Origin of the sequence: Stenotrophomonas sp. STM01 (assembly GCF_014852135.1) — a bacterium.
Lineage (GTDB): Bacteria > Pseudomonadota > Gammaproteobacteria > Xanthomonadales > Xanthomonadaceae > Stenotrophomonas > Stenotrophomonas capsici.
Map to the genome: position 1 here is coordinate 1316646 of NZ_JACVBA010000001.1, position 17906 is coordinate 1334551.

16 protein-coding genes are annotated in these 17906 nt (G+C 67.6%); 7 read left to right on the plus strand and 9 right to left on the minus strand.

Features of this window, described 5'->3' with window-relative positions; all coding sequences use genetic code 11:
* Nucleotides 1–84: 84 nt before the first annotated feature.
* Together IB227_RS06185 and IB227_RS06190 are read right to left on the minus strand one after the other, a co-directional pair.
* Nucleotides 85–279 (minus strand): hemin uptake protein HemP, encoded by a 195-nt coding sequence (locus IB227_RS06185; protein ID WP_132864964.1) that lies wholly within the window; start codon nt 277–279, stop codon nt 85–87.
* 186 nt (nt 280–465) lie between these two features.
* A complete protein-coding gene (locus IB227_RS06190; protein ID WP_192286665.1) occupies nt 466–1437 on the minus strand; it encodes an aldo/keto reductase in 972 nt (323 codons plus the stop codon).
* Between the two features lie 199 nt (nt 1438–1636).
* Between IB227_RS06190 and IB227_RS06195 the strand changes: the two genes are divergently transcribed.
* From IB227_RS06195 to dusB, 3 genes are all read left to right on the plus strand, one after another.
* Complete coding sequence (locus IB227_RS06195) at nt 1637–2935, plus strand: nucleoside transporter C-terminal domain-containing protein (protein WP_132864966.1); 1299 nt, start codon at nt 1637–1639, stop codon at nt 2933–2935.
* Nucleotides 2936–2965: 30 nt separating this feature from the next.
* Nucleotides 2966–3919, plus strand: coding sequence for a ribokinase (locus IB227_RS06200; protein WP_192286666.1), 954 nt, complete (start codon nt 2966–2968; stop codon nt 3917–3919).
* A gap of 93 nt (nt 3920–4012) precedes the next feature.
* Nucleotides 4013–5011 carry a tRNA dihydrouridine synthase DusB gene (dusB, locus tag IB227_RS06205; protein ID WP_132864968.1) on the plus strand — a complete coding sequence of 333 codons (999 nt, stop codon included), beginning with the start codon at nt 4013–4015 and terminating at the stop codon, nt 5009–5011.
* A gap of 101 nt (nt 5012–5112) precedes the next feature.
* On the opposite strand, the gene proP is transcribed toward dusB, so the two are convergent.
* The 4 genes from proP to IB227_RS06225 form a co-directional block, all read right to left on the minus strand.
* Nucleotides 5113–6642 (minus strand): glycine betaine/L-proline transporter ProP, encoded by a 1530-nt coding sequence (proP, locus tag IB227_RS06210; RefSeq protein WP_132864969.1) that lies wholly within the window; start codon nt 6640–6642, stop codon nt 5113–5115.
* A 309-nt stretch (nt 6643–6951) separates the two neighbouring features.
* Complete coding sequence (locus tag IB227_RS06215; protein ID WP_192286667.1) at nt 6952–7359, minus strand: DUF2809 domain-containing protein; 408 nt, start codon at nt 7357–7359, stop codon at nt 6952–6954.
* A complete protein-coding gene (locus IB227_RS06220; protein ID WP_132864971.1) occupies nt 7356–7910 on the minus strand; it encodes a DUF3228 family protein in 555 nt (184 codons plus the stop codon). Before IB227_RS06220 ends, IB227_RS06215 begins: the two co-directional genes overlap by 4 nt.
* A gap of 67 nt (nt 7911–7977) precedes the next feature.
* Nucleotides 7978–9591, minus strand: coding sequence for an APC family permease (locus IB227_RS06225; RefSeq protein WP_132864972.1), 1614 nt, complete (start codon nt 9589–9591; stop codon nt 7978–7980).
* A gap of 330 nt (nt 9592–9921) precedes the next feature.
* Between IB227_RS06225 and IB227_RS06230 the strand changes: the two genes are divergently transcribed.
* The 3 genes from IB227_RS06230 (at nt 9922) to IB227_RS06240 (ending at nt 12267) form a co-directional block, all read left to right on the plus strand.
* Nucleotides 9922–10674 (plus strand): hypothetical protein, encoded by a 753-nt coding sequence (locus IB227_RS06230; protein ID WP_192286668.1) that lies wholly within the window; start codon nt 9922–9924, stop codon nt 10672–10674.
* Nucleotides 10675–10760: 86 nt separating this feature from the next.
* A complete protein-coding gene (gene metF, locus IB227_RS06235; protein WP_192286669.1) occupies nt 10761–11591 on the plus strand; it encodes a methylenetetrahydrofolate reductase [NAD(P)H] in 831 nt (276 codons plus the stop codon).
* Nucleotides 11592–11646: 55 nt separating this feature from the next.
* Nucleotides 11647–12267, plus strand: a complete 621-nt coding sequence (locus tag IB227_RS06240; RefSeq protein WP_192286670.1) for a DUF4124 domain-containing protein — start codon at nt 11647–11649, stop codon at nt 12265–12267.
* Here the strand turns inward: IB227_RS06240 and IB227_RS06245 are convergent.
* The 3 genes from IB227_RS06245 to IB227_RS06255 form a co-directional block, all read right to left on the minus strand.
* Entirely contained in the window at nt 12257–13210 is a 954-nt protein-coding gene (locus IB227_RS06245; protein WP_192286671.1) for a Nudix family hydrolase, read from the minus strand. The two genes, IB227_RS06240 and IB227_RS06245, sit on opposite strands and share 11 nt — an antisense overlap.
* 240 nt (nt 13211–13450) lie before the next feature.
* A complete protein-coding gene (secA, locus tag IB227_RS06250) occupies nt 13451–16159 on the minus strand; it encodes a preprotein translocase subunit SecA (protein ID WP_132864977.1) in 2709 nt (902 codons plus the stop codon).
* A 160-nt stretch (nt 16160–16319) separates the two neighbouring features.
* Nucleotides 16320–17270: a M23 family metallopeptidase gene (locus tag IB227_RS06255; RefSeq protein ID WP_192286672.1), complete on the minus strand. Its 951-nt coding sequence runs from the start codon at nt 17268–17270 to the stop codon at nt 16320–16322.
* A gap of 12 nt (nt 17271–17282) precedes the next feature.
* Between IB227_RS06255 and IB227_RS06260 the strand changes: the two genes are divergently transcribed.
* Nucleotides 17283–17717: a DUF721 domain-containing protein gene (locus IB227_RS06260; protein ID WP_192286673.1), complete on the plus strand. Its 435-nt coding sequence runs from the start codon at nt 17283–17285 to the stop codon at nt 17715–17717.
* The last annotated feature ends 189 nt before the right edge of the window (nt 17718–17906 follow it).

Consider the following 17906-nt stretch of genomic DNA (forward strand, 5'->3'; position numbering starts at 1 on the left):
GAGAGAGAGGTGGATCGGGCCTGCCGGGCGTGGGAGGGAAACGCCGCCGGCAGGCGGGCGGCGGCAGGCCGCCGCGACCAAGGCTTACTTGGTGAGGATCAACTTGTCGTTGCTGGTATGGCGCAGGCGATAGAACTTGTCGCCGTGCTGGATGACGATTTCACGCTGGCCCTTGAGCAGGGCGCCGCTGTCGATGACGCCCTCGGGCGACAACAGCTGCACCGGGCGCTGCGGCAGGTGGAGGGTGCGGGGACGGAGCAGGACAGGCTGGGCGGACATCATCGTGGTTCCGTGCTGGGGACGGAGTTGATGATAATGATTCTCAATACCAATGCAAGACCCATTCTCAAAAACTTTCCAGAGAATGGCAGCGACGGACACCTCGCCCTTCCCGCGACGCCCCGGCCGCAACCGGGACGCCTTGCGTTTCATTGAAGGTCTACGGCGGCACCAGACCCGCCAGGGTCAGGCGAAGATCGCCTCGATACGCTGCCAGGCGGCCTCGTCCACGCGTTCCAGCACGTCCAGCGCGCGCAGGTTCTCCTCCAGCTGCGACACCCGGCTGGCGCCCAGGATCACGCTCGATACCTGCCGGTTGCGCAGGCACCAGGCGATGGCCAGCTGCGCGGGCGACTCGCCCAGCTCCGCCGCCACGGCGCTGAAGCGGCGCACCTTGCCCAGCCGGTCGTCGGCCGGCTCGCCCAGCACCGCATCCTGCAACCAGCCCAGCGACGGCTGGCCGAGCCGCGAATCGGCGGCGATGCCGTCGTTGTACTTGCCGGTCAGCAGGCCGGAGGCCAGCGGCGACCAGATGGTGGTACCCAACCCGGCATCGGCGTACAGCGGCGCGTACTCGCGCTCGACCCGCTCGCGGTGCAACAGGTTGTACTGCGGCTGTTCCATGCTCGGCGCATACAGGTGGTTGGCGCGGGCGAAGGTCACCGCCTCGGCGATCTGCGCGCCCGACCATTCGGAAGTACCCCAGTACAGCACCTTGCCCTGCCGGACCAGCGTGTCCATGGCCAGCACGGTCTCGCTGATCGGGGTCTCCGGGTCCGGGCGGTGGCAGTAGTACAGGTCCAGGTAGTCCACCCGCAGGCGCTTGAGCGCTGCGTGGCAGGCGTCGGTGACGTGCTTGCGCGACAGCCCGCGCTGGGTGGGCGCCGGCTCCTCGGCCGAACCGAAGAACACCTTGCTGGACACGCAATAGCCATCGCGCGGCAGGCGCAGGTCGGCGATCACGTCCCCCATCACCTGCTCGGCGCGGCCCTTGGCATAGCCCTCGGCGTTGTCGAAGAAGTTGACGCCGTTGTCCCAGGCCGCGGCGATCAGGTTGCGGGACTCATCCCGGCCGATCTGGCTGCCGAAGGTCACCCACGCACCGAAGGACAGTGCGGAAAGCTGCAGGCCGGATGACCCGAGGCGACGGTATTGCATGGCTGGCTCCTGGTTTGCGGTCCGCGGCTGGCGCAGACGGGGGGCCAGTGTAACCGCCGGCCCCGACCCGGCAGGGCCCCGGACCTTGCCGATACCGGCGCAATCGCGGCCGTTGAGCGCATATGGGCCAGTGATTCTTGCTCGGCATAGGCCGCTGCACTAGGCTTGCGTCTTTTGCGGGCATGCCCGGGGATTCATCATGGTCGAAGGTTTGGGCAGGATCGGCTTCGGCCTGTTCGGCTTGGCGGTGCTGCTCGGCATCGCCTGGCTGTTTTCCAACAACAAGAAGGCGGTGGACTGGAAGCTGATCGGCACGGGCATCACCCTGCAGGTCGCCTTCGCCGCGCTGGTGCTGCTGGTCCCCGGCGGCCGTGACGTGTTCGACTGGCTGGGCCAGGGCTTCGTCAAGATCCTGAGCTTCGTCAATGAAGGCTCCAACTTCATTTTCGGCAGCCTGATGGACGTGCCCAAGTACGGCTTCATCTTCGCCTTCCAGGTGCTGCCGACCATCATCTTCTTCTCGGCGCTGATGGGCGTGATGTACCACCTGGGCGTGATGCAGGCCATCGTCAAGGTCATGGCCTGGGCCATCACCAAGGTGATGCGCGTGTCCGGCGCCGAGACCACCAGCGTCTGCGCCAGCGTGTTCATCGGCCAGACCGAGGCGCCACTGACCGTGCGCCCGTACATCTCCAAGATGACCCAGTCCGAGCTGATCACCATGATGATCGGCGGCATGGCCCACATCGCCGGCGGCGTGCTGGCGGCCTACGTGGGCATGCTCGGCGGCGGCGACCCGGTCGCCCAGGCCTTCTACGCCAAGCACCTGCTGGCCGCCTCGATCATGGCCGCCCCGGCCACGCTGGTGATCGCCAAGCTGCTGGTGCCGGAAACCGGCACCCCGCTGACCCGTGGCACGGTGAAGATGGAAGTGGAGAAGACCTCCTCCAACATCATCGATGCCGCCGCCGGCGGCGCGGCCGACGGCCTCAAGCTGGCCCTGAACATCGGCGCCATGCTGCTGGCCTTCATCGCCCTGATCGCCCTGCTCAACGCCCCGCTGACCTGGCTGGGCGAGGTCACCGGCCTGGCCGGCGCACTCGGCAAGCCGACCAACCTGGCCACCATCTTCGGCTACGTGCTGGCCCCGATCGCCTGGGTCATCGGCACCCCATGGGCCGACGCCACCACGGTCGGCTCGCTGATCGGCCAGAAGCTGGTGATCAACGAGTTCGTGGCCTACATGGACCTGTCCAAGATCATCAACGGCCAGGTGCCGGGCGTGTCGCTGAGCGCCGAAGGCAGCCTGATCGCCACCTACGCACTGTGCGGCTTCGCCAACTTCAGCTCGATTGCCATCCAGCTGGGCGGCATCGGCGGCCTGGCCCCGGACCGCCGCCAGGACCTGGCCAAGTTCGGCCTGCGTGCCGTGCTGGGCGGCACCATCGCCACCCTGATGACCGCTACCATCGCCGGCGTGCTGACCCATTTCGGCTGATCCATCAGCCACCTTAGAGACGTAGATTCCATGAGTTCTGTTGTCGTTGCCGGTTCCTTCAATGTCGACCACGTCTGGCGCTGCGATGCCCTGCCCGCGCCGGGGGCGACCATTGCCGGTCGTTACAGCACCGGTCCCGGTGGCAAGGGCTTCAATCAGGCCGTCGCCGCGCGCCGTGCCGGCGCCGCCACCCACTTCCTCTGCGCGCTCGGCGATGACGCAGGCGGTGCCCTGGCCCGCCAGCTGGCCGGCGCCGACGGCATCGAACTGGTGGCCGAGGCCAGCAGCGAACCGACCGGCACCGCGGGCATCTACGTCGACGCCCGCGGCCGCAACTCGATCGTGATCGGCGCTGGCGCCAACGCTTCGCTGAGCCAGACGTTCATGGAGGCCAACGCCGCCCTGATCGGTGACGCCAAGGTGTTGCTGGCGCAGCTGGAATCGCCGGTGGAGTCGATCGAGAAGGCGCTGGGCCTGGCCCGCGAGGCCGGCGTGCTGACCATGCTCAACGCCGCCCCGGCCAATGCACATTCGACCATCGGCCTGCTCAAGCTGGCCGACGTGCTGACCCCGAATGAAACCGAGTTCGCCGCCCTGCTCGGCCGCCATGTCGGCGAGCGCGTGGAGGCCGACGACGTGGCCGCGCTGGACGGCGCCAGCCTGCACGCGCTGTGCCGCAAGCTGTCCGGCAACACCGTGGTGGTGACGCTCGGCGCGGTGGGCGTGTTCGTCTCGCACGACGAGGACCGCCTGCGTGGCGACGCCCAGCCGTACTACCGCGTGGCTGCCGAGTCGGTGCAGGTGGTGGACACCACCGGTGCCGGCGATGCCTTCAACGGTGCCCTGGCCGCCTCGCTGGCCCATGCCCCGGAAGCGGCCTTCATCAAGCACGTGCGCTTCGCCAACCAGTACGCCGCCCGTTCCACCGAGCACGAGGGCGCCGCCCTGTCGATGCCGCGCATGACCCCGGCCGACGCGGCCTGAGTCATCGCTCCCCGCTGGACCCGCTGACGGCCCGGTAACGGGCCGTCATGCCGTTCAGGCACCGCCCCGCAGCCGGGCAACTAGAATACGCAGATGCAGATCGGCCCCTACACCATCGCCCCGAACGTGGTGCTCGCCCCCATGGCGGGCGTCACCGACAAACCGTTCCGCCAGCTGTGCAAGCGGCTGGGCGCAGGCCTGGCCGCATCGGAAATGACCATCAGCGACCCACGCTTCTGGAACACCCGCAAGTCCATCCACCGCATGGACCATGCCGGCGAGCCGGCACCGATCAGCGTGCAGATCGCCGGCACCGAGCCGCAACAGCTGGCCGAGGCGGCTCGCTACAACGTCGACCACGGCGCGCAGATCATCGACATCAACATGGGCTGCCCGGCCAAGAAGGTCTGCAACGCCTGGGCCGGTTCGGCGTTGATGCGCGACGAGGCGCTGGTGGCGCGCATCCTCGACGCGGTGGTCAAGGCCGTCGAGGTGCCGGTGACGCTGAAGATCCGTACCGGCTGGTGCGCGGACGTGCGCAACGCGCCGACCATCGCGCGCATCGCCGAGGACAGCGGCATCGCCGCGCTGGCCGTGCACGGCCGCACCCGCGACCAGCATTACACCGGCGTGGCCGAGTACGACACCATCGCCGGCATCAAGGCGATGCTGCGCATCCCGGTGCTGGCCAACGGCGACATCGATTCACCCCGGAAGGCCGAGCAGGTGCTCAGGCACACTGGCGCCGACGCGGTGATGGTCGGCCGCGCCGCGCAGGGCCGGCCGTGGATCTTCCGCGAGATCGCGCATTACCTGGCGACCGGCGAGCAGTTGCCGCCGCCGTCGCTGCAGGAAGTACGCGACATCCTGATCGGCCACCTCAACGACCTGCACGCCTTCTACGGCGAGCCGCAGGGCGTGCGCATCGCGCGCAAGCACCTGGGTTGGTACGCCAAGGATCGCCCCGAGAACGCGGCGTTCCGCGCCGTGGTCAATGCCGCCGAAAGCGCCGAGGCGCAGCTGCGGCTCACCGGCGACTATTTCGACGCCCTGATCGCCGGTGAAGTGCCGGCGCTTTCACCGGCTGCCTGAGCGCCAGGCGGCAAACCCGAAGCACGATCCCGGTAGCGGTTCCATAGGCGGCACCAGGAACGCAACGCCCGCCGTAATGGCGGGCGTTGTGGTTCAGGACGTCACACCAGATCCGGATGCCGGTCCACCAGCACCTGCTTGCGTTGCTGCAGGTCGTCGATCTTCGCCTGCAACCCCTCGATCTGTACATCCAGGTCGCCGACGCTGGCCTCGATGTGATCGTAGGCCTGCTGCAGCAGCTCGCGCGCCTCGCGGCGGCTGGAGGCATTGGGCGTATCCCCGCGCAACGGGCGGTTGGCGGTCTCGCGCATCAGCCAGGCCGTGAGCAGCCCCACCAACGCCACCGCCATCAGGTAGTAGGCCGGCATCATCAGGTCGCCGGTGACCTCCACCAGCCAGGCGGCCGCGGTCGGGGTCACGCCACAGATGATCACCGAGATGTTGAACGCCGTGGCCAGCGCGCTGTAACGCACGCGGGTCGGGAACATCGCCGGCAAGGTTGAAGCCATCACGCCGATCAGGCAGTTCAGTAGCACCGCCAGCAACAACAGGCCCACGAAGATCAGGCCGATGTTGCCGCTGGTGATCAGGTGGAAGGCCGGCACCGCACCCACCAGCAGGCCGAGGCTGCCGGCGGCGATGAACGGACGACGGCCGACGCGGTCGCTGGCCCACCCCACCACCGGCTGCACGAACAGCATGCCGATCATCACCACGATGATGATCAGCACGCCGTGGTCCTCGGAGTAGTGCAGGTTGTGCGAGAGGTAGGTCGGCATGTACGTCAGCAGCATGTAGTAGGTGACGTTGGTGACCAGCACGATGCCCACGCAGGCCAGCAACGAGCGCCAGTACCGGCCCACGATCTCCTTGAAGGAAATGCGCGGGGCGCTGCCCACCGCATCCTGGTCTTCCTTCTCCATGCGCTCCAGCTGCTCGGTGAAGGCCGGCGTTTCCTCGGCGGCGTGACGCAGGTACAGGCCGATCAGGCCCAGCGGCGCGGCCAGGAAGAACGGCACGCGCCAGCCCCATTCCAGGAAGCGCGCTTCGCCGAGGATGCTGCTCAGCACCACCACCACGCCGGCGCCGAGCACGAAGCCGGCGATCGAGCCGAAGTCCAGCCAGCTGCTGAGGAAGCCGCGCTTGCGGTCCGGCGCGAACTCGGCGACGAACACCGCCGCGCCGGTGTACTCGCCACCTACCGAGAAGCCCTGCGCCAGCTTGCACAGCAACAGCAGGATCGGCGCGAGCAGGCCGATGCTGTCGTACGAGGGGATCAGGCCAATGCAGAACGTGCTGACCGCCATCAGGATGATGGTGGCCGACAGCACCTTCTGCCGCCCGAACCGGTCACCCATCACGCCGAAGAACACGCCGCCCAGCGGACGCACCAGGAATGGCACCGAGAACGTCGCCAGCGCGGCGATGGTCTGCACGCTGGGCGAGGCTTCCGGGAAGAACACCTTGCCAAGTGCAAAGGCGACAAAACCGTAGACACCGAAATCAAACCACTCCATCGCGTTGCCCAACGCGGCGGCGGTGACGGCTTTCTTGACTTTGCCCTTGTCGATGACGGTGATGTCGTCGATCTGGAGCGGTTCATTGCGAATAGTGGAATCACCTGCAGACATACAGGACCAGTCCTCCCGTTACTGAGTGGGATACGTGCAGGCCCGGGCACGGAACGTCCGGCGCAGGCCGTGATGCGCACGAGTGAATGACCCGCGGCATGCGGCCACGGGAACGGTCGGGGACAGAAAGAACCGGGAACCAGGCCCGGAAAGGCGGAATGCCAGCTGTCCGGATGGCCGGGAGACAATTCCCCTGCGCGGTGCGCGCCGGCCATCAAGCTGGACTACTTTACGCCAGTGCCCGTTAAGCGCATCTAAAGGTCGCCCCGACGCGCATTCATGCAGTACAGGGACGCGAAACTGCGGCGATCAGCGCCGAAACAACACCACCACCCCGGCCGTTGCAAGGCAGCCGACCGCATAACAGGCCACGTCTGCCCACGAGAACGTATTGCCGATCACCGTGTACATCAGGTCACCGCGCACGAATCCCAGCCGCTCGGCGACGGTGAAATACTGCGCGAGCTCGATGCTGCAGGCGAAGGCGAACACCGCCAGCAGCAGTGCCAGGTCGTTGACCCGCACCGCGCTGCGCACCGCCGCGTAGATCAGCACCACGACCAGCACGTCCCCCAGGTAGGCGCGGATCCACGACACATGCGGCAGGCGCGTGGCGATGATCACTTCCAGCGCGAACAGCAGCAACGCCAGCAGGAAGAAGCCCGCGCTGAAACGCAACGACGACGCCCGACGCGCCCGCGGCAGGCCGGTACTCATCGCCAGTTCGCGTTGTCTTCCCAGAACGCGACGGCGCGCTGGTACGCGGCGCGGTCGATCGGCACGCCCGAGCCACCCTCCTCCACGCCCAATGCGTTGCGCATCATCGTGATCGGCGCCATCGGGATCTCTTCCGGCGTGGCCGTGTACAGGCAACCGACCACGCCCCAGTCGGCTTCGATCGGCGCGCCTTCCTTCTGCAACTGCTCGCGGCTGTACAGGATCACCACCAGGTACTCGGCCACCGGCGGTTCGACGCCCTCGAACCAGCGCACCAGCACCGGCAGTTCCTCGCGCGTGCGTGCCTCATAGCCCGAACGCAGCAGGTGGCGGTTGTCGTCGGTGACCGGCACCGTCAGGCAGCGCGTGCCGGTCCAGTTGCGGTACACGTGCAGCTTGCAGAACGGCGCATAGCCGTCCAGCACGCGTTCGGCCGCGTGCGTGTTCAGGTGCTGCTCGAATTCCTCGGCGGTGCAGTCACGGATGGTGTTGGGGCGCGGCGTGCGCGGGAACAGGCGGGTACGGGCGAACGGCGTGAGGAAGATCGACATGGGCGAACCTGTGGAAAGCTGCGCCCATTGTCGGTGATACGACCACGCCGCGGGGACACCCGCCAGCTCAACCGTGTGCGCGTGCCTCGTGCTCGGCGACTTCCACCGAGGGCGTGCGCCAGCCCGACTTCACGCCCCACACGTAGAACACGATGCCGATCGCGGCCACCAGCACCAGGTCCCAGCCGTACGGCAGCAGGCCCCGCCCACCGAAGGTGGTGCTGCCCAGCCATGACACCAGCGCCAGCATCGGCAGGTAGCAGACCAGCCACAGCGCGCCCTTGAACTGGCGGCCGAAGTCATGCCAGCCGATCTTGCGCTGGTAATGGAAGTACACCGGCAGCGCCACCACCATCAGCAGGATGATCTGCCCGGTCAGCGGCCAGCGCGCCCAGTACAGCAGCTCGGTGGCCATCACGAATGCCACCCCGGCCAGCAACGGCAGCGCGAGCACGCGCAGCGGCCGGTGCAGGCCCGGCGCGGTGCGACGCAGCGACATCGCGCTGATCGGACCGGTCATGTACGAGATCACCGTCGCCACCGAGATCACCGCCGCCAAAGTGCCCCAGCCGCGGAAGAAGAACAGGAACAGGAACGACACCGCCAGGTTCACCCACATCGCCGGGCGTGGCACGCCCCAGCGCGGATGGATGCGCCCCAGTGCCTGCGGCGCGGTGCCATTCTGCTGCATGCCGTAGAGCATGCGCGCGGTGGTGGCGGTATAGGTCATGCCGGTGCCGCTGGGGCTGACGAAGGCATCGACGTACAGCAGCATCGCCAGCCACTGCAGGTTGGCCAGCAACGCCAGCTGCGCGAACGGTGAACGGAAATCGACACCGTGCCAGCCAGCCTTTTCCAGCATCTGCGGCGGTACCGCACCGAGGTAGGCCACCTGCAGCAACACATAGACCACGGTGGCCAGCAGGATCGATCCCACCACCGCCATCGGGATGCTGCGCCCCGGGTTGCGCGCTTCGCCGGCCAGGTTCACCGGGCTCTGGAAGCCATTGAAGCTGAAGACGATGCCGGCCGTCGCGATCGCGGTCAGCACCGCGGCGAAATCCAGCGTCGGGCTGCCGGCTCCGTGCAGCCCCACCGAGAAATTCTCGTGGTGGAAGCCACTGGCGATCAGTGCCACCGCGGTCAGGGTCGGCACCACCAGCTTGAACACGGTGATGGCGCTGTTGGAGCGCGCGAACAGCTTCACGCTCCAGAAGTTGATCAGGAAGTAGACCACCACCAGCACCGCCGAGATCAGCAGGCCCGCCGTGGTCAGCTCGCCATGCCCGTCGGGCATCTGCACGTACATGTCCTGGGCCCATTGCCACGGCCACGACGCCATGTACTGCACCGAGGCCTCGGCCTCGACCGGGATCACCGAGACGATGGCGATCCAGTTCGCCCAGGCGGCGATGAAACCCACCAGCGACCCGTGCGAGTAGTGGCTGTAGCGCACCATGCCGCCGGACTCGGGGAACATCGCGCCCAGCTCGGCATAGGTCAGGGCGATGGTCAGGATGATCGCCGCGCCCAGGATCCATGCCCAGATCGCCCCCGGGCCCGCCAGCCCCGCCGCGCGCCAGGCGCCGAACAGCCACCCCGAACCGATGATCGAGCCCAGGCCGGTCAGCATCAGGGCAATGGGGCCGACGTCGCGGCGGATGGCACTGGACGTGTTCATGCGGGTTCCCGGGAAACTGCCGTGGCAACGGAAAGGAAGGTCGATCATCGCAAAGCCCGGCCGGCAGACACCTGCCATCGGTCGTGGTCAGCCAGCTACCGCCACAACCGGCACAACCGGTGAACCCGGGCAGCGCAGTCATGCGCCTGTCCGGGACGCAATGCAAGCCGAAGCCGCCGACCGGCGGCGCTCCGGGGGGAGGGCCGGGCCACGCCCCCCTCACGCCCCGGATGCCGGCAACTGGCCGGTGCATGAACAGCCGCCCCGGCTACGACGCGGCTCCGACACGCTCGCTCCGAAGGTAGGCCATCCCCGTCCATGACCCGCGCCATGTCGACCACGCGCACACTCAGCAAGGTCCCCGCCGTCACCCTCGGTTTCTGGCTGGTCAAGATCCTCGCCACCACGCTGGGCGAGGTCGGCGGCGACGCCGTCACCCTGTCGATGGGACTGGGCTATCTGGTTGGTACCGCGCTGTTTGCCGGCGTGTTCGTCATCGCGGTCAGTGCGCAGATCCGCAGCCGCCACTTCCAGCCCTGGCTGTACTGGTTCGCCATCGTCGCCAGCACCACCGTGGGCACCACCCTGGCCGACTACGTCGACCGCTCGCTGGGCATCGGCTACAGCGGTGGCAGCGCGCTGCTGCTGGCCCTGCTGTTGGCCACGCTGTGGCTGTGGAAACGCAGCACCGGCAGCATCGCGGTGGCCAGCATCACCCAACCGCGCAGTGAGTTCTTCTACTGGCTGACCATCACCTTCTCGCAGACCCTGGGCACCGCGCTGGGCGACTGGGCCGCCGATACCCAGGGACTGGGGTATGGCGGTGGCATCGCCCTGTTCGGTGGCCTGCTGGCACTGGTCGCGGCGCTGTACCTGACCACCCGCACCTCGCGCACCGCCCTGTTCTGGACGGCCTTCATCCTGACCCGGCCGCTGGGCGCGGTGGTCGGCGACTTCCTGGACAAGCCACTGGACCACGGCGGCCTGGCCCTGAGCCGCTACGCCGGCACGGCGGTGCTGCTGGTCGCCATCGTCGCCTGCATCGCGCTGCTGCCACAGCGGGCCGCGCGGCGCGCGCACTGATCCGGGGCGGTCACGCCTGAAACATTTGCACATCCATCTTGATGGAGAGATATAATCGCTCGCATTCGTCATGCCCGGCCCCCTCCATGACCGCGATCAGCTTCGAGTTCTACCCCCCCAAGACCGACGACCAGCGCGCCCAGCTGGACCGCACCGCCGCCAAGCTCAAGGGCCACGCGCCCGAGTACGTGTCCTGTACCTTCGGGGCGGGCGGTTCGACGCTGAGCTACACCTCCGAGACGGTGCGCCACCTCAACCAGCACCATGGCTTCCAGGCGGCGCCGCACCTGTCCTGCGTCGGCGGCACCCGCGAGGAGATCCGCGAGCTGCTCAAGCTGTACCGCGCCATCGGGGTCAAGCGCCTGGTCGCGCTGCGCGGCGACCTGCCCTCGGGCATGGGTTTCCCCGGTGACCTGCGCTACGCCTCCGAGCTGATCGCCTTCATCCGCGCCGAGCATGGCGACGCCTTCCGCATCGAGGTCGGCGCCTACCCGGAGACGCACCCGCAGGCCAACGACGCCCTGGCCGACCTGCGCCACTTCAAGACCAAGATCGATGCCGGCGCCGATGCCGCCATCACCCAGTACTTCTACAACGCCGATGCCTACTTCCATTTCGTCGACGCGGTGACCCGGCTCGGCGTGGACGTGCCGATCATTCCCGGTGTCATGCCGATCTCCAACTTCAGCCAGCTGCGCCGCTTCTCCGAGCAGTGCGGCGCCGAGATCCCGCGCTGGATCAGCAAGCGCATGCAGGCCTATGGCGACGACGCCGAGTCGGTGCGCGCGTTTGGCGCCGACGTGGTCGCTTCGCTGTGCGAGCGCCTGATCGCCGGCGGCGCACCGTCGCTGCACTTCTACACGCTCAACCTGGCCAAGCCGACCAACGCGGTACTGCAGCGCCTCGAGCGCGGCTGAGCCGGCCCACGCCGCATCACTTCCGGCCTGCGGGGGCAGTGGTTACCCTTGCCGGATGCGCACCGTCCTGCTCCTGCTGCTCAGCTGCCTCGCCCTGCCTGCCATCGAGGCACCCGCACAGCAGATCAACCGCTGCACCAACCCGCAGGGCCAGACCGTGTACGGCGACAAGCCCTGCGAAGTGATGGGCGCCCGCGCGCGGCTGTTGCCGCCCGCACGGGCGGCCGGCAGCAGCGGCCTGTACCGCGACAGCTGCGCGCGGCGCTTGAGCGAAGTGGTCGGCATCATCCAGTCAGCCGCCGACGCCCGCGACCCCAACCGGCTGTCCGGCATCTACCTGTGGACGGGCCTGTCCAACGAGGCTGCCACGCGGGTGATGGACCGCCTGGATGACATCGTGCAGCGCCCGCTGGTGGACATCGCGCCGGTGTTCCCGGAAGCCCCTGCCTACGCGCCGGCACCCACGCAACCGTTCACCTATGCCGACGGCACCCCGGTCGACCCTGCCGATGGCAGCGCCGAGGCCCCGGTCGAACACCTGCTCACCAACGTGCAGTACACGCCGCGCAGGCCCGTCGGCCTGCGCCTGGAGCAGACCCTGCCACGCAGCAGCACCCCGAGCCGCACCGTGTTCCGGCTGCGTCGTCAGTACAACTGCTTCTGGATCACGCTGTAAGCACGGCCGGCCACAGCGAACGGATCGCCGCCACGCCCAAGGCGCCATGCTGGCGCGCGGCCTGCACGTCGGCCGCCGCCAGTCCGCCGATCGCATAGATCGGCAATGACACCTGCTCGCGCAGGCGTTCGAACGCCTCCCAGCCCAGCGGCGTCGCATCGGGGTGGGTCGCGGTGGCCCGTACCGGGCCGAGCACCGCAAAGTCGCAGCCCAGTCGTTGCGCGGCCTGCAACTGCGCCAGGTCGTGGCAGGACGCGGCCACCGGCAGCGTCGCCGGCAGTGGGCGCGCCTCCAACGCCAGCAGCTGCTCGCCGCCCAGGTGCACGCCAACCCCCAGCTCCTGCGCCAGGGCGATGTCGCGGTTGACCAGCAGTTCCAGATCCCGCCCGAAGCGCTGCACCGCGCTGCGGGCCAGTGCCTGGCGATCGGCGGCCACCGGCGTGCGCAGCTGGACCCGGCGGATGCCGGAAGCCACGGCGGCCTCGATGCCGGCCAGCCAGGCCGCGTCGCCGTGCAGCGGCTCGGGCGTGACCAGGTAGCACTCCGGCTGGCGCAGCGCCGCCACCACCGGCAGGTCCGCCGGCGGCATCGAGTAGCGCCCCAGCTTGTCCGGCGTCACCCACGTGATCGCCTGCCCTTCGCGGCCGCGCGCCGTCCCTTTCCATTGCCGCACCATGCGCACTTCCAGGCGCAGGCGCTTGTCCGGGTAGAGCTGCGGCACCTCCATCACCCACTCGCCCACCTCGGCCTCGATGCCCAGCTCTTCGTGCAGCTCACGCGCCAACGCCTGCTCGGAGGTTTCGCCGGGTTCGCGCTTGCCACCGGGGAACTCCCACAGGCCGGCCATGTCGCTGTTGCCGGTGCGGCGGTTGAGCAGGATGCGGCCGCGCGCATCGACAATGACGGCGGCCACGACGTGGATTGAACGCAGGGGGGAATTCATGCCACGAGCATGCCGAACAAGCGCCCGCACGCGCAACGGGAACCGTGCGCCACGATCCGGATTCGAGACATCGAACCCAGCCGCGGGAGCGACCGCGGCCGCGAAGCACGGCAGCCCGCCGCACCGGAATCCCCGGCGGTCACCGCGTGCATGGGGCCGGCCGCACCGGCGGCGCGGCCCAGGCCGTTCCTGCCGCTCGCCATGACGAGAACGCCCCGCTTGCGCGGGGCGTTTCGTGGATCAGTTCAACTGGCCGTGGCAGTGCTTGTACTTCTTGCCGCTGCCGCACGGACAGGGGTCGTTGCGGCCGACCTTGACCTCGCCCGAGGCCAGCGCCTGCTCGGCTTCCTCGTCGGCGCTGTAGCCGCCGTTGTCCTGGTGCTGGAACTGCGACATCTTCAGGCGGGCCTCGGCCTGCTGGCGCTCCAGCGCCTCCATCGCCGCCACTTCCTCCTCGCTGCGGATACGCACGCGCGACAGCATCAGGATCACCTCGCGCTTGACGTTCTCCAGCATGTCCGAGAACAGCTCGAAGGCTTCCTTCTTGTACTCCTGCTTGGGCTGCTTCTGCGCGTAACCGCGCAGGTAGATGCCCTGGCGCAGGTAGTCCATGCGGGCCAGGTGCTCCTTCCAGCTCTGGTCGAGCACGGTCAGCATCACGTGCTTCTCGAGCGCCCGCATGGTTTCCACGCCCACGGACACTTCCTTCTGCGCGAAGTGCTCATCCATGAACTCGATGACCTTCTGCGCGATGCCCTCGGCGTCCAGCTCCTCGTGCTGCTTGACCAGCCCGACCACGTCCATCTCCACGCCCAGCTCGGCGTGCAGGGTGGCCTGCAGGCCCGGCAGGTCCCACTGCTCGTCCACCGAATTGGCCGGCACGAAGCGGGTCACCAGGTCATAGATCACATCGCCGCGGATGCCGTCGATGTTCTCCTTGACCGACTCGGCGTCCAGCAGCTCGTCGCGCTGGGCGTAGATCACCTTGCGCTGGTCGTTGTTGACGTCGTCGAAGTCCAGCAGGTTCTTGCGGATGTCGAAGTTGTGCGCTTCGACCTTGCGCTGCGCCTTCTCGATCTGGCGGCTGACCATGCGGTCTTCGATGACGTCGTCTTCCTTCATGCCCATCAGGCGCATCGCCTTCTGCACCCAGTCCGAGGCGAAGATGCGCATCAGGTTGTCTTCCAGCGACAGGTAGAAGCGGGACGAGCCCGGGTCACCCTGGCGGCCGGAACGGCCACGCAGCTGGTTATCGATACGACGCGATTCGTGGCGCTCGGTGCCGACGATGTGCAGGCCGCCAGCGGCCTTCACCGCGTCATGGCGCTCCTGCCAGGCCGCCTTGAGCGCGGCCTTCTGCGCGTCGGTGGCATCCTCGCCCAGCTCGTGCAGCTCGGTTTCCAGCGAGCCGCCGAGCACGATGTCGGTACCGCGGCCGGCCATGTTGGTGGCAATGGTCACCGAGCCCGGGCGGCCGGCGTTGGCGACGATGGTCGCTTCGCGGTCGTGCTGCTTGGCGTTGAGCACTTCGTGCTTCACGCCGGCCTTGCGCAGGTGCTCGGACAGCATCTCCGAGGTTTCGATCGAGGTGGTACCCACCAGCACCGGCTGGCCGCGCTTGGCGCATTCCTCGATGTCGGCCAGCACCGCGTTGAACTTGCCGGTGCGGTTGAGGAACACCTGGTCCGGGTGGTCCTTGCGCACGGTCGGCTTGTTGGTCGGGATCACCACCACTTCCAGGCCGTAGATGCTCTGGAATTCGTAGGCTTCCGTGTCGGCCGTGCCGGTCATGCCGGACAGCTTCTTGTACATGCGGAACAGGTTCTGGAAGGTGATGCTGGCCAGCGTCTGGTTCTCGCGCTGGACCGGCACGCCTTCCTTCGCTTCCACCGCCTGGTGCAGGCCATCGGACCAGCGGCGGCCGGCCAGGGTACGGCCGGTGAACTCGTCGACGATCACCACTTCGCCATCACGCACGATGTAGTCCACGTCACGCTGGTAGATCGCGTGCGCGCGCAGGGCGGCGTTGAGGTGGTGGACGACGGTCAGGTTCTGCGCGGCGTACAGGCCGTTGTCGTTGTCCTCGCCGATGATGCCGGCTTCGCGCAGCAGGGTCTCGGCATGCTCCATGCCGGCCTCGGACAGGTAGACCTGCTTGCCCTTCTCGTCCACCCAGTAGTCGCCCTCGCCGTCCTCGGCGTCCTGGCGGATCAGGTGCGGCACCACGCGGTTGACGCGGATGTACAGCTCCGGGGAATCGTCGGCCGGGCCGGAGATGATCAGCGGGGTACGCGCCTCGTCGATCAGGATCGAGTCGACTTCGTCGACGATGGCGTAGTGCAGGCCGCGCTGGTAACGGTCGGCGCGGGTCAGCGCCATGTTGTCGCGCAGGTAGTCGAAGCCGAATTCGTTGTTGGTGCCGTAGGTGATGTCGCAGCCATAGGCTTCGCGCTTGTCGCCGTGCGGCATGCCCGGGTAGACCACGCCCACGCTCAGGCCCAGCCAGTTGTACAGCTTGCCCATCTGCGCGGCGTCGCGGCGGGCCAGGTAGTCGTTCACGGTGACCACGTGGACGCCCTTGCCTTCCAGCGCATTGAGGTAGACCGGCAGCGTTGCCACCAGGGTCTTGCCTTCACCGGTACGCATTTCGGCGATCTTGCCCAGGTGCAGCACCATGCCGCCGATCAGCTGCACGTCGTAATGGCGCATGCCCAGCACGCGCTTGGATGCCTCGCGGCAGACCGCGAAGGCCTCCGGCAGCACCTTGTCCAGGGTTTCACCGCCGGCGATGCGCTCGCGGAACGCGGTGGTCTTGGCTTTGAGCTGGTCGTCGGAGAGCGTCTGGATCTCCGGCTCCAAGGCATTGATCTTGGCGACGATACGGTTGAGCTGGCGCAGCTGGCGCTCGTTACGGCTGCCAAAAACGCGGGTAAGCAGGCTGTTGATCATTGAAGGAACCGGTTTGAATGAAATGCCGCGCGACGCAGGATCCCCCCCGGGTTCACCTCGTCACAAACGAAACAGGGCGCAATGCGCCCTGTCTATGGCAACGCCTATTGTAGCTTGGGGCGGGGGCTTGGCGATTCAAGCCACCCGCACCCGGCAAACATCAGCCCCGGCTGAGACGGCCGACCGGGGTGTTGCCACCCTCGCCCAGGAACTTGCGCGGGTTCATGACCTGGCCGTTCTGCCAGACCTCGAAGTGCACGTGGGCACCGGTGGAGCGGCCGGTGGAGCCGGCCTTGGCCACTTCCTGCCCGGCCCGGACCAGCGCACCTTCGCGCACGGTCAGGCGGGAGTTGTGGGCGTACAGGGTCTTGTAGCCGTTGCCGTGGTCGATCTCGACCACGTTGCCGTAGCCGCCCTTGACCCCGGAATAGCTGACCACGCCATCGGCCACGGCCATGACCGGGTCGCCGACGCGGGCGTGGAAGTCCATGCCCTTGTGGTTGCCGGCACCGCGGCCGAACGGGTCGGCGCGGGTACCGAAGCTGGAGGTGATGTAGGTGTTGCTGATCGGCATGCGCGAGGGCACGGCGTTCTGCTCGAGCTGGTGGTCGAACAGCAGCGACTCCAGCACCGACAACTGCTTGCCTGAAGCAGCGAAACGCTGCTCCAGCACCTGTAAGTCGCTGTTGACCGCGTTGGCCGGGATGTCCTGGGTCGGGCCCGGATCGCCGTCACCCATGCCGGGGGTTTCGTTGAAGTCGAACTCGCCGTCCTGCAGCTTGCCCATCTGGGTCAGGCGCTCGCCCAGGGCGTTCAGGCGCGTGGCCTGGGCCTGCAGCTCGCCCAGGCGGGCGGCCAGCGCATTGACCTGGGTCTGTGCGTCGGCACGGACCTTGGCCAGCTCCTGCTCCTGGTGGTCGACCTTGGCTTGCAGGGCCGAATCCCCGACCATGCCCAGCGCGAAGCTCATCGCCACGCCCATCAGGCACCCCAGTCCAAGTACGCTGCCCAGCAACGCCTTGGGTCGATCCTCGAAGTACATCTGAACGCGTGCGAGCGGCGTCTTGGCCTGCGGTTCACGCGTTTTGATTACGATCTTTTTGAATGCCATTGAAGAATTCTTATGTCTGAGCCGAAATCCAGCGTTCGTTCCCGTTCCGCGCCCAAGCAGGCGCTGGAAGCGGTGATGGCGGACAAAGCTGGAAACCCGTTGCGACGAGCCCTGTGGCTCGATGCGCTGGACCGGCAGTTGCGCCCCCATTTGCCGCCGGCGCTGGCAAACCGTTGCCGGTTGGCCAATGTGGACGGCGAACACCTCGTTTTTCTCGTCGAATCGCCGGTGTGGCATGCCAAGGTAAGGCTTGCCGAAGGCCAGCTGATCGACGCGGCCCGATCCATCGGGCTGAAGGTCACACGGGTGACCGTCAAGACTGCCACTGCGCCACCGCACTCCCCAGTGCGTAACGACCAGCGCAGTACCGCAGTGTCGGAAGCCACGCACAAAGGCCTGCGTGACGCCCTGGCTGCCCTTCAGGATGTGAAACCCACGCGTTCCTGAAACCACCGGGGCCCTGGGGCCCCGGTTCCCGTCCGCCACCCCGAGGGGGGACAAACAGGAAGCCGGCAGGAATCCTAGCCGCCGAATGCGACCGGGGAGTTAGTCTTTTGTTAATTTTTAGTTAAATTCAGGCTCGAACCCGCGCGAGGTTCACATTTCGACAACACAGCTGTCCGCCTGTCCGTGGGA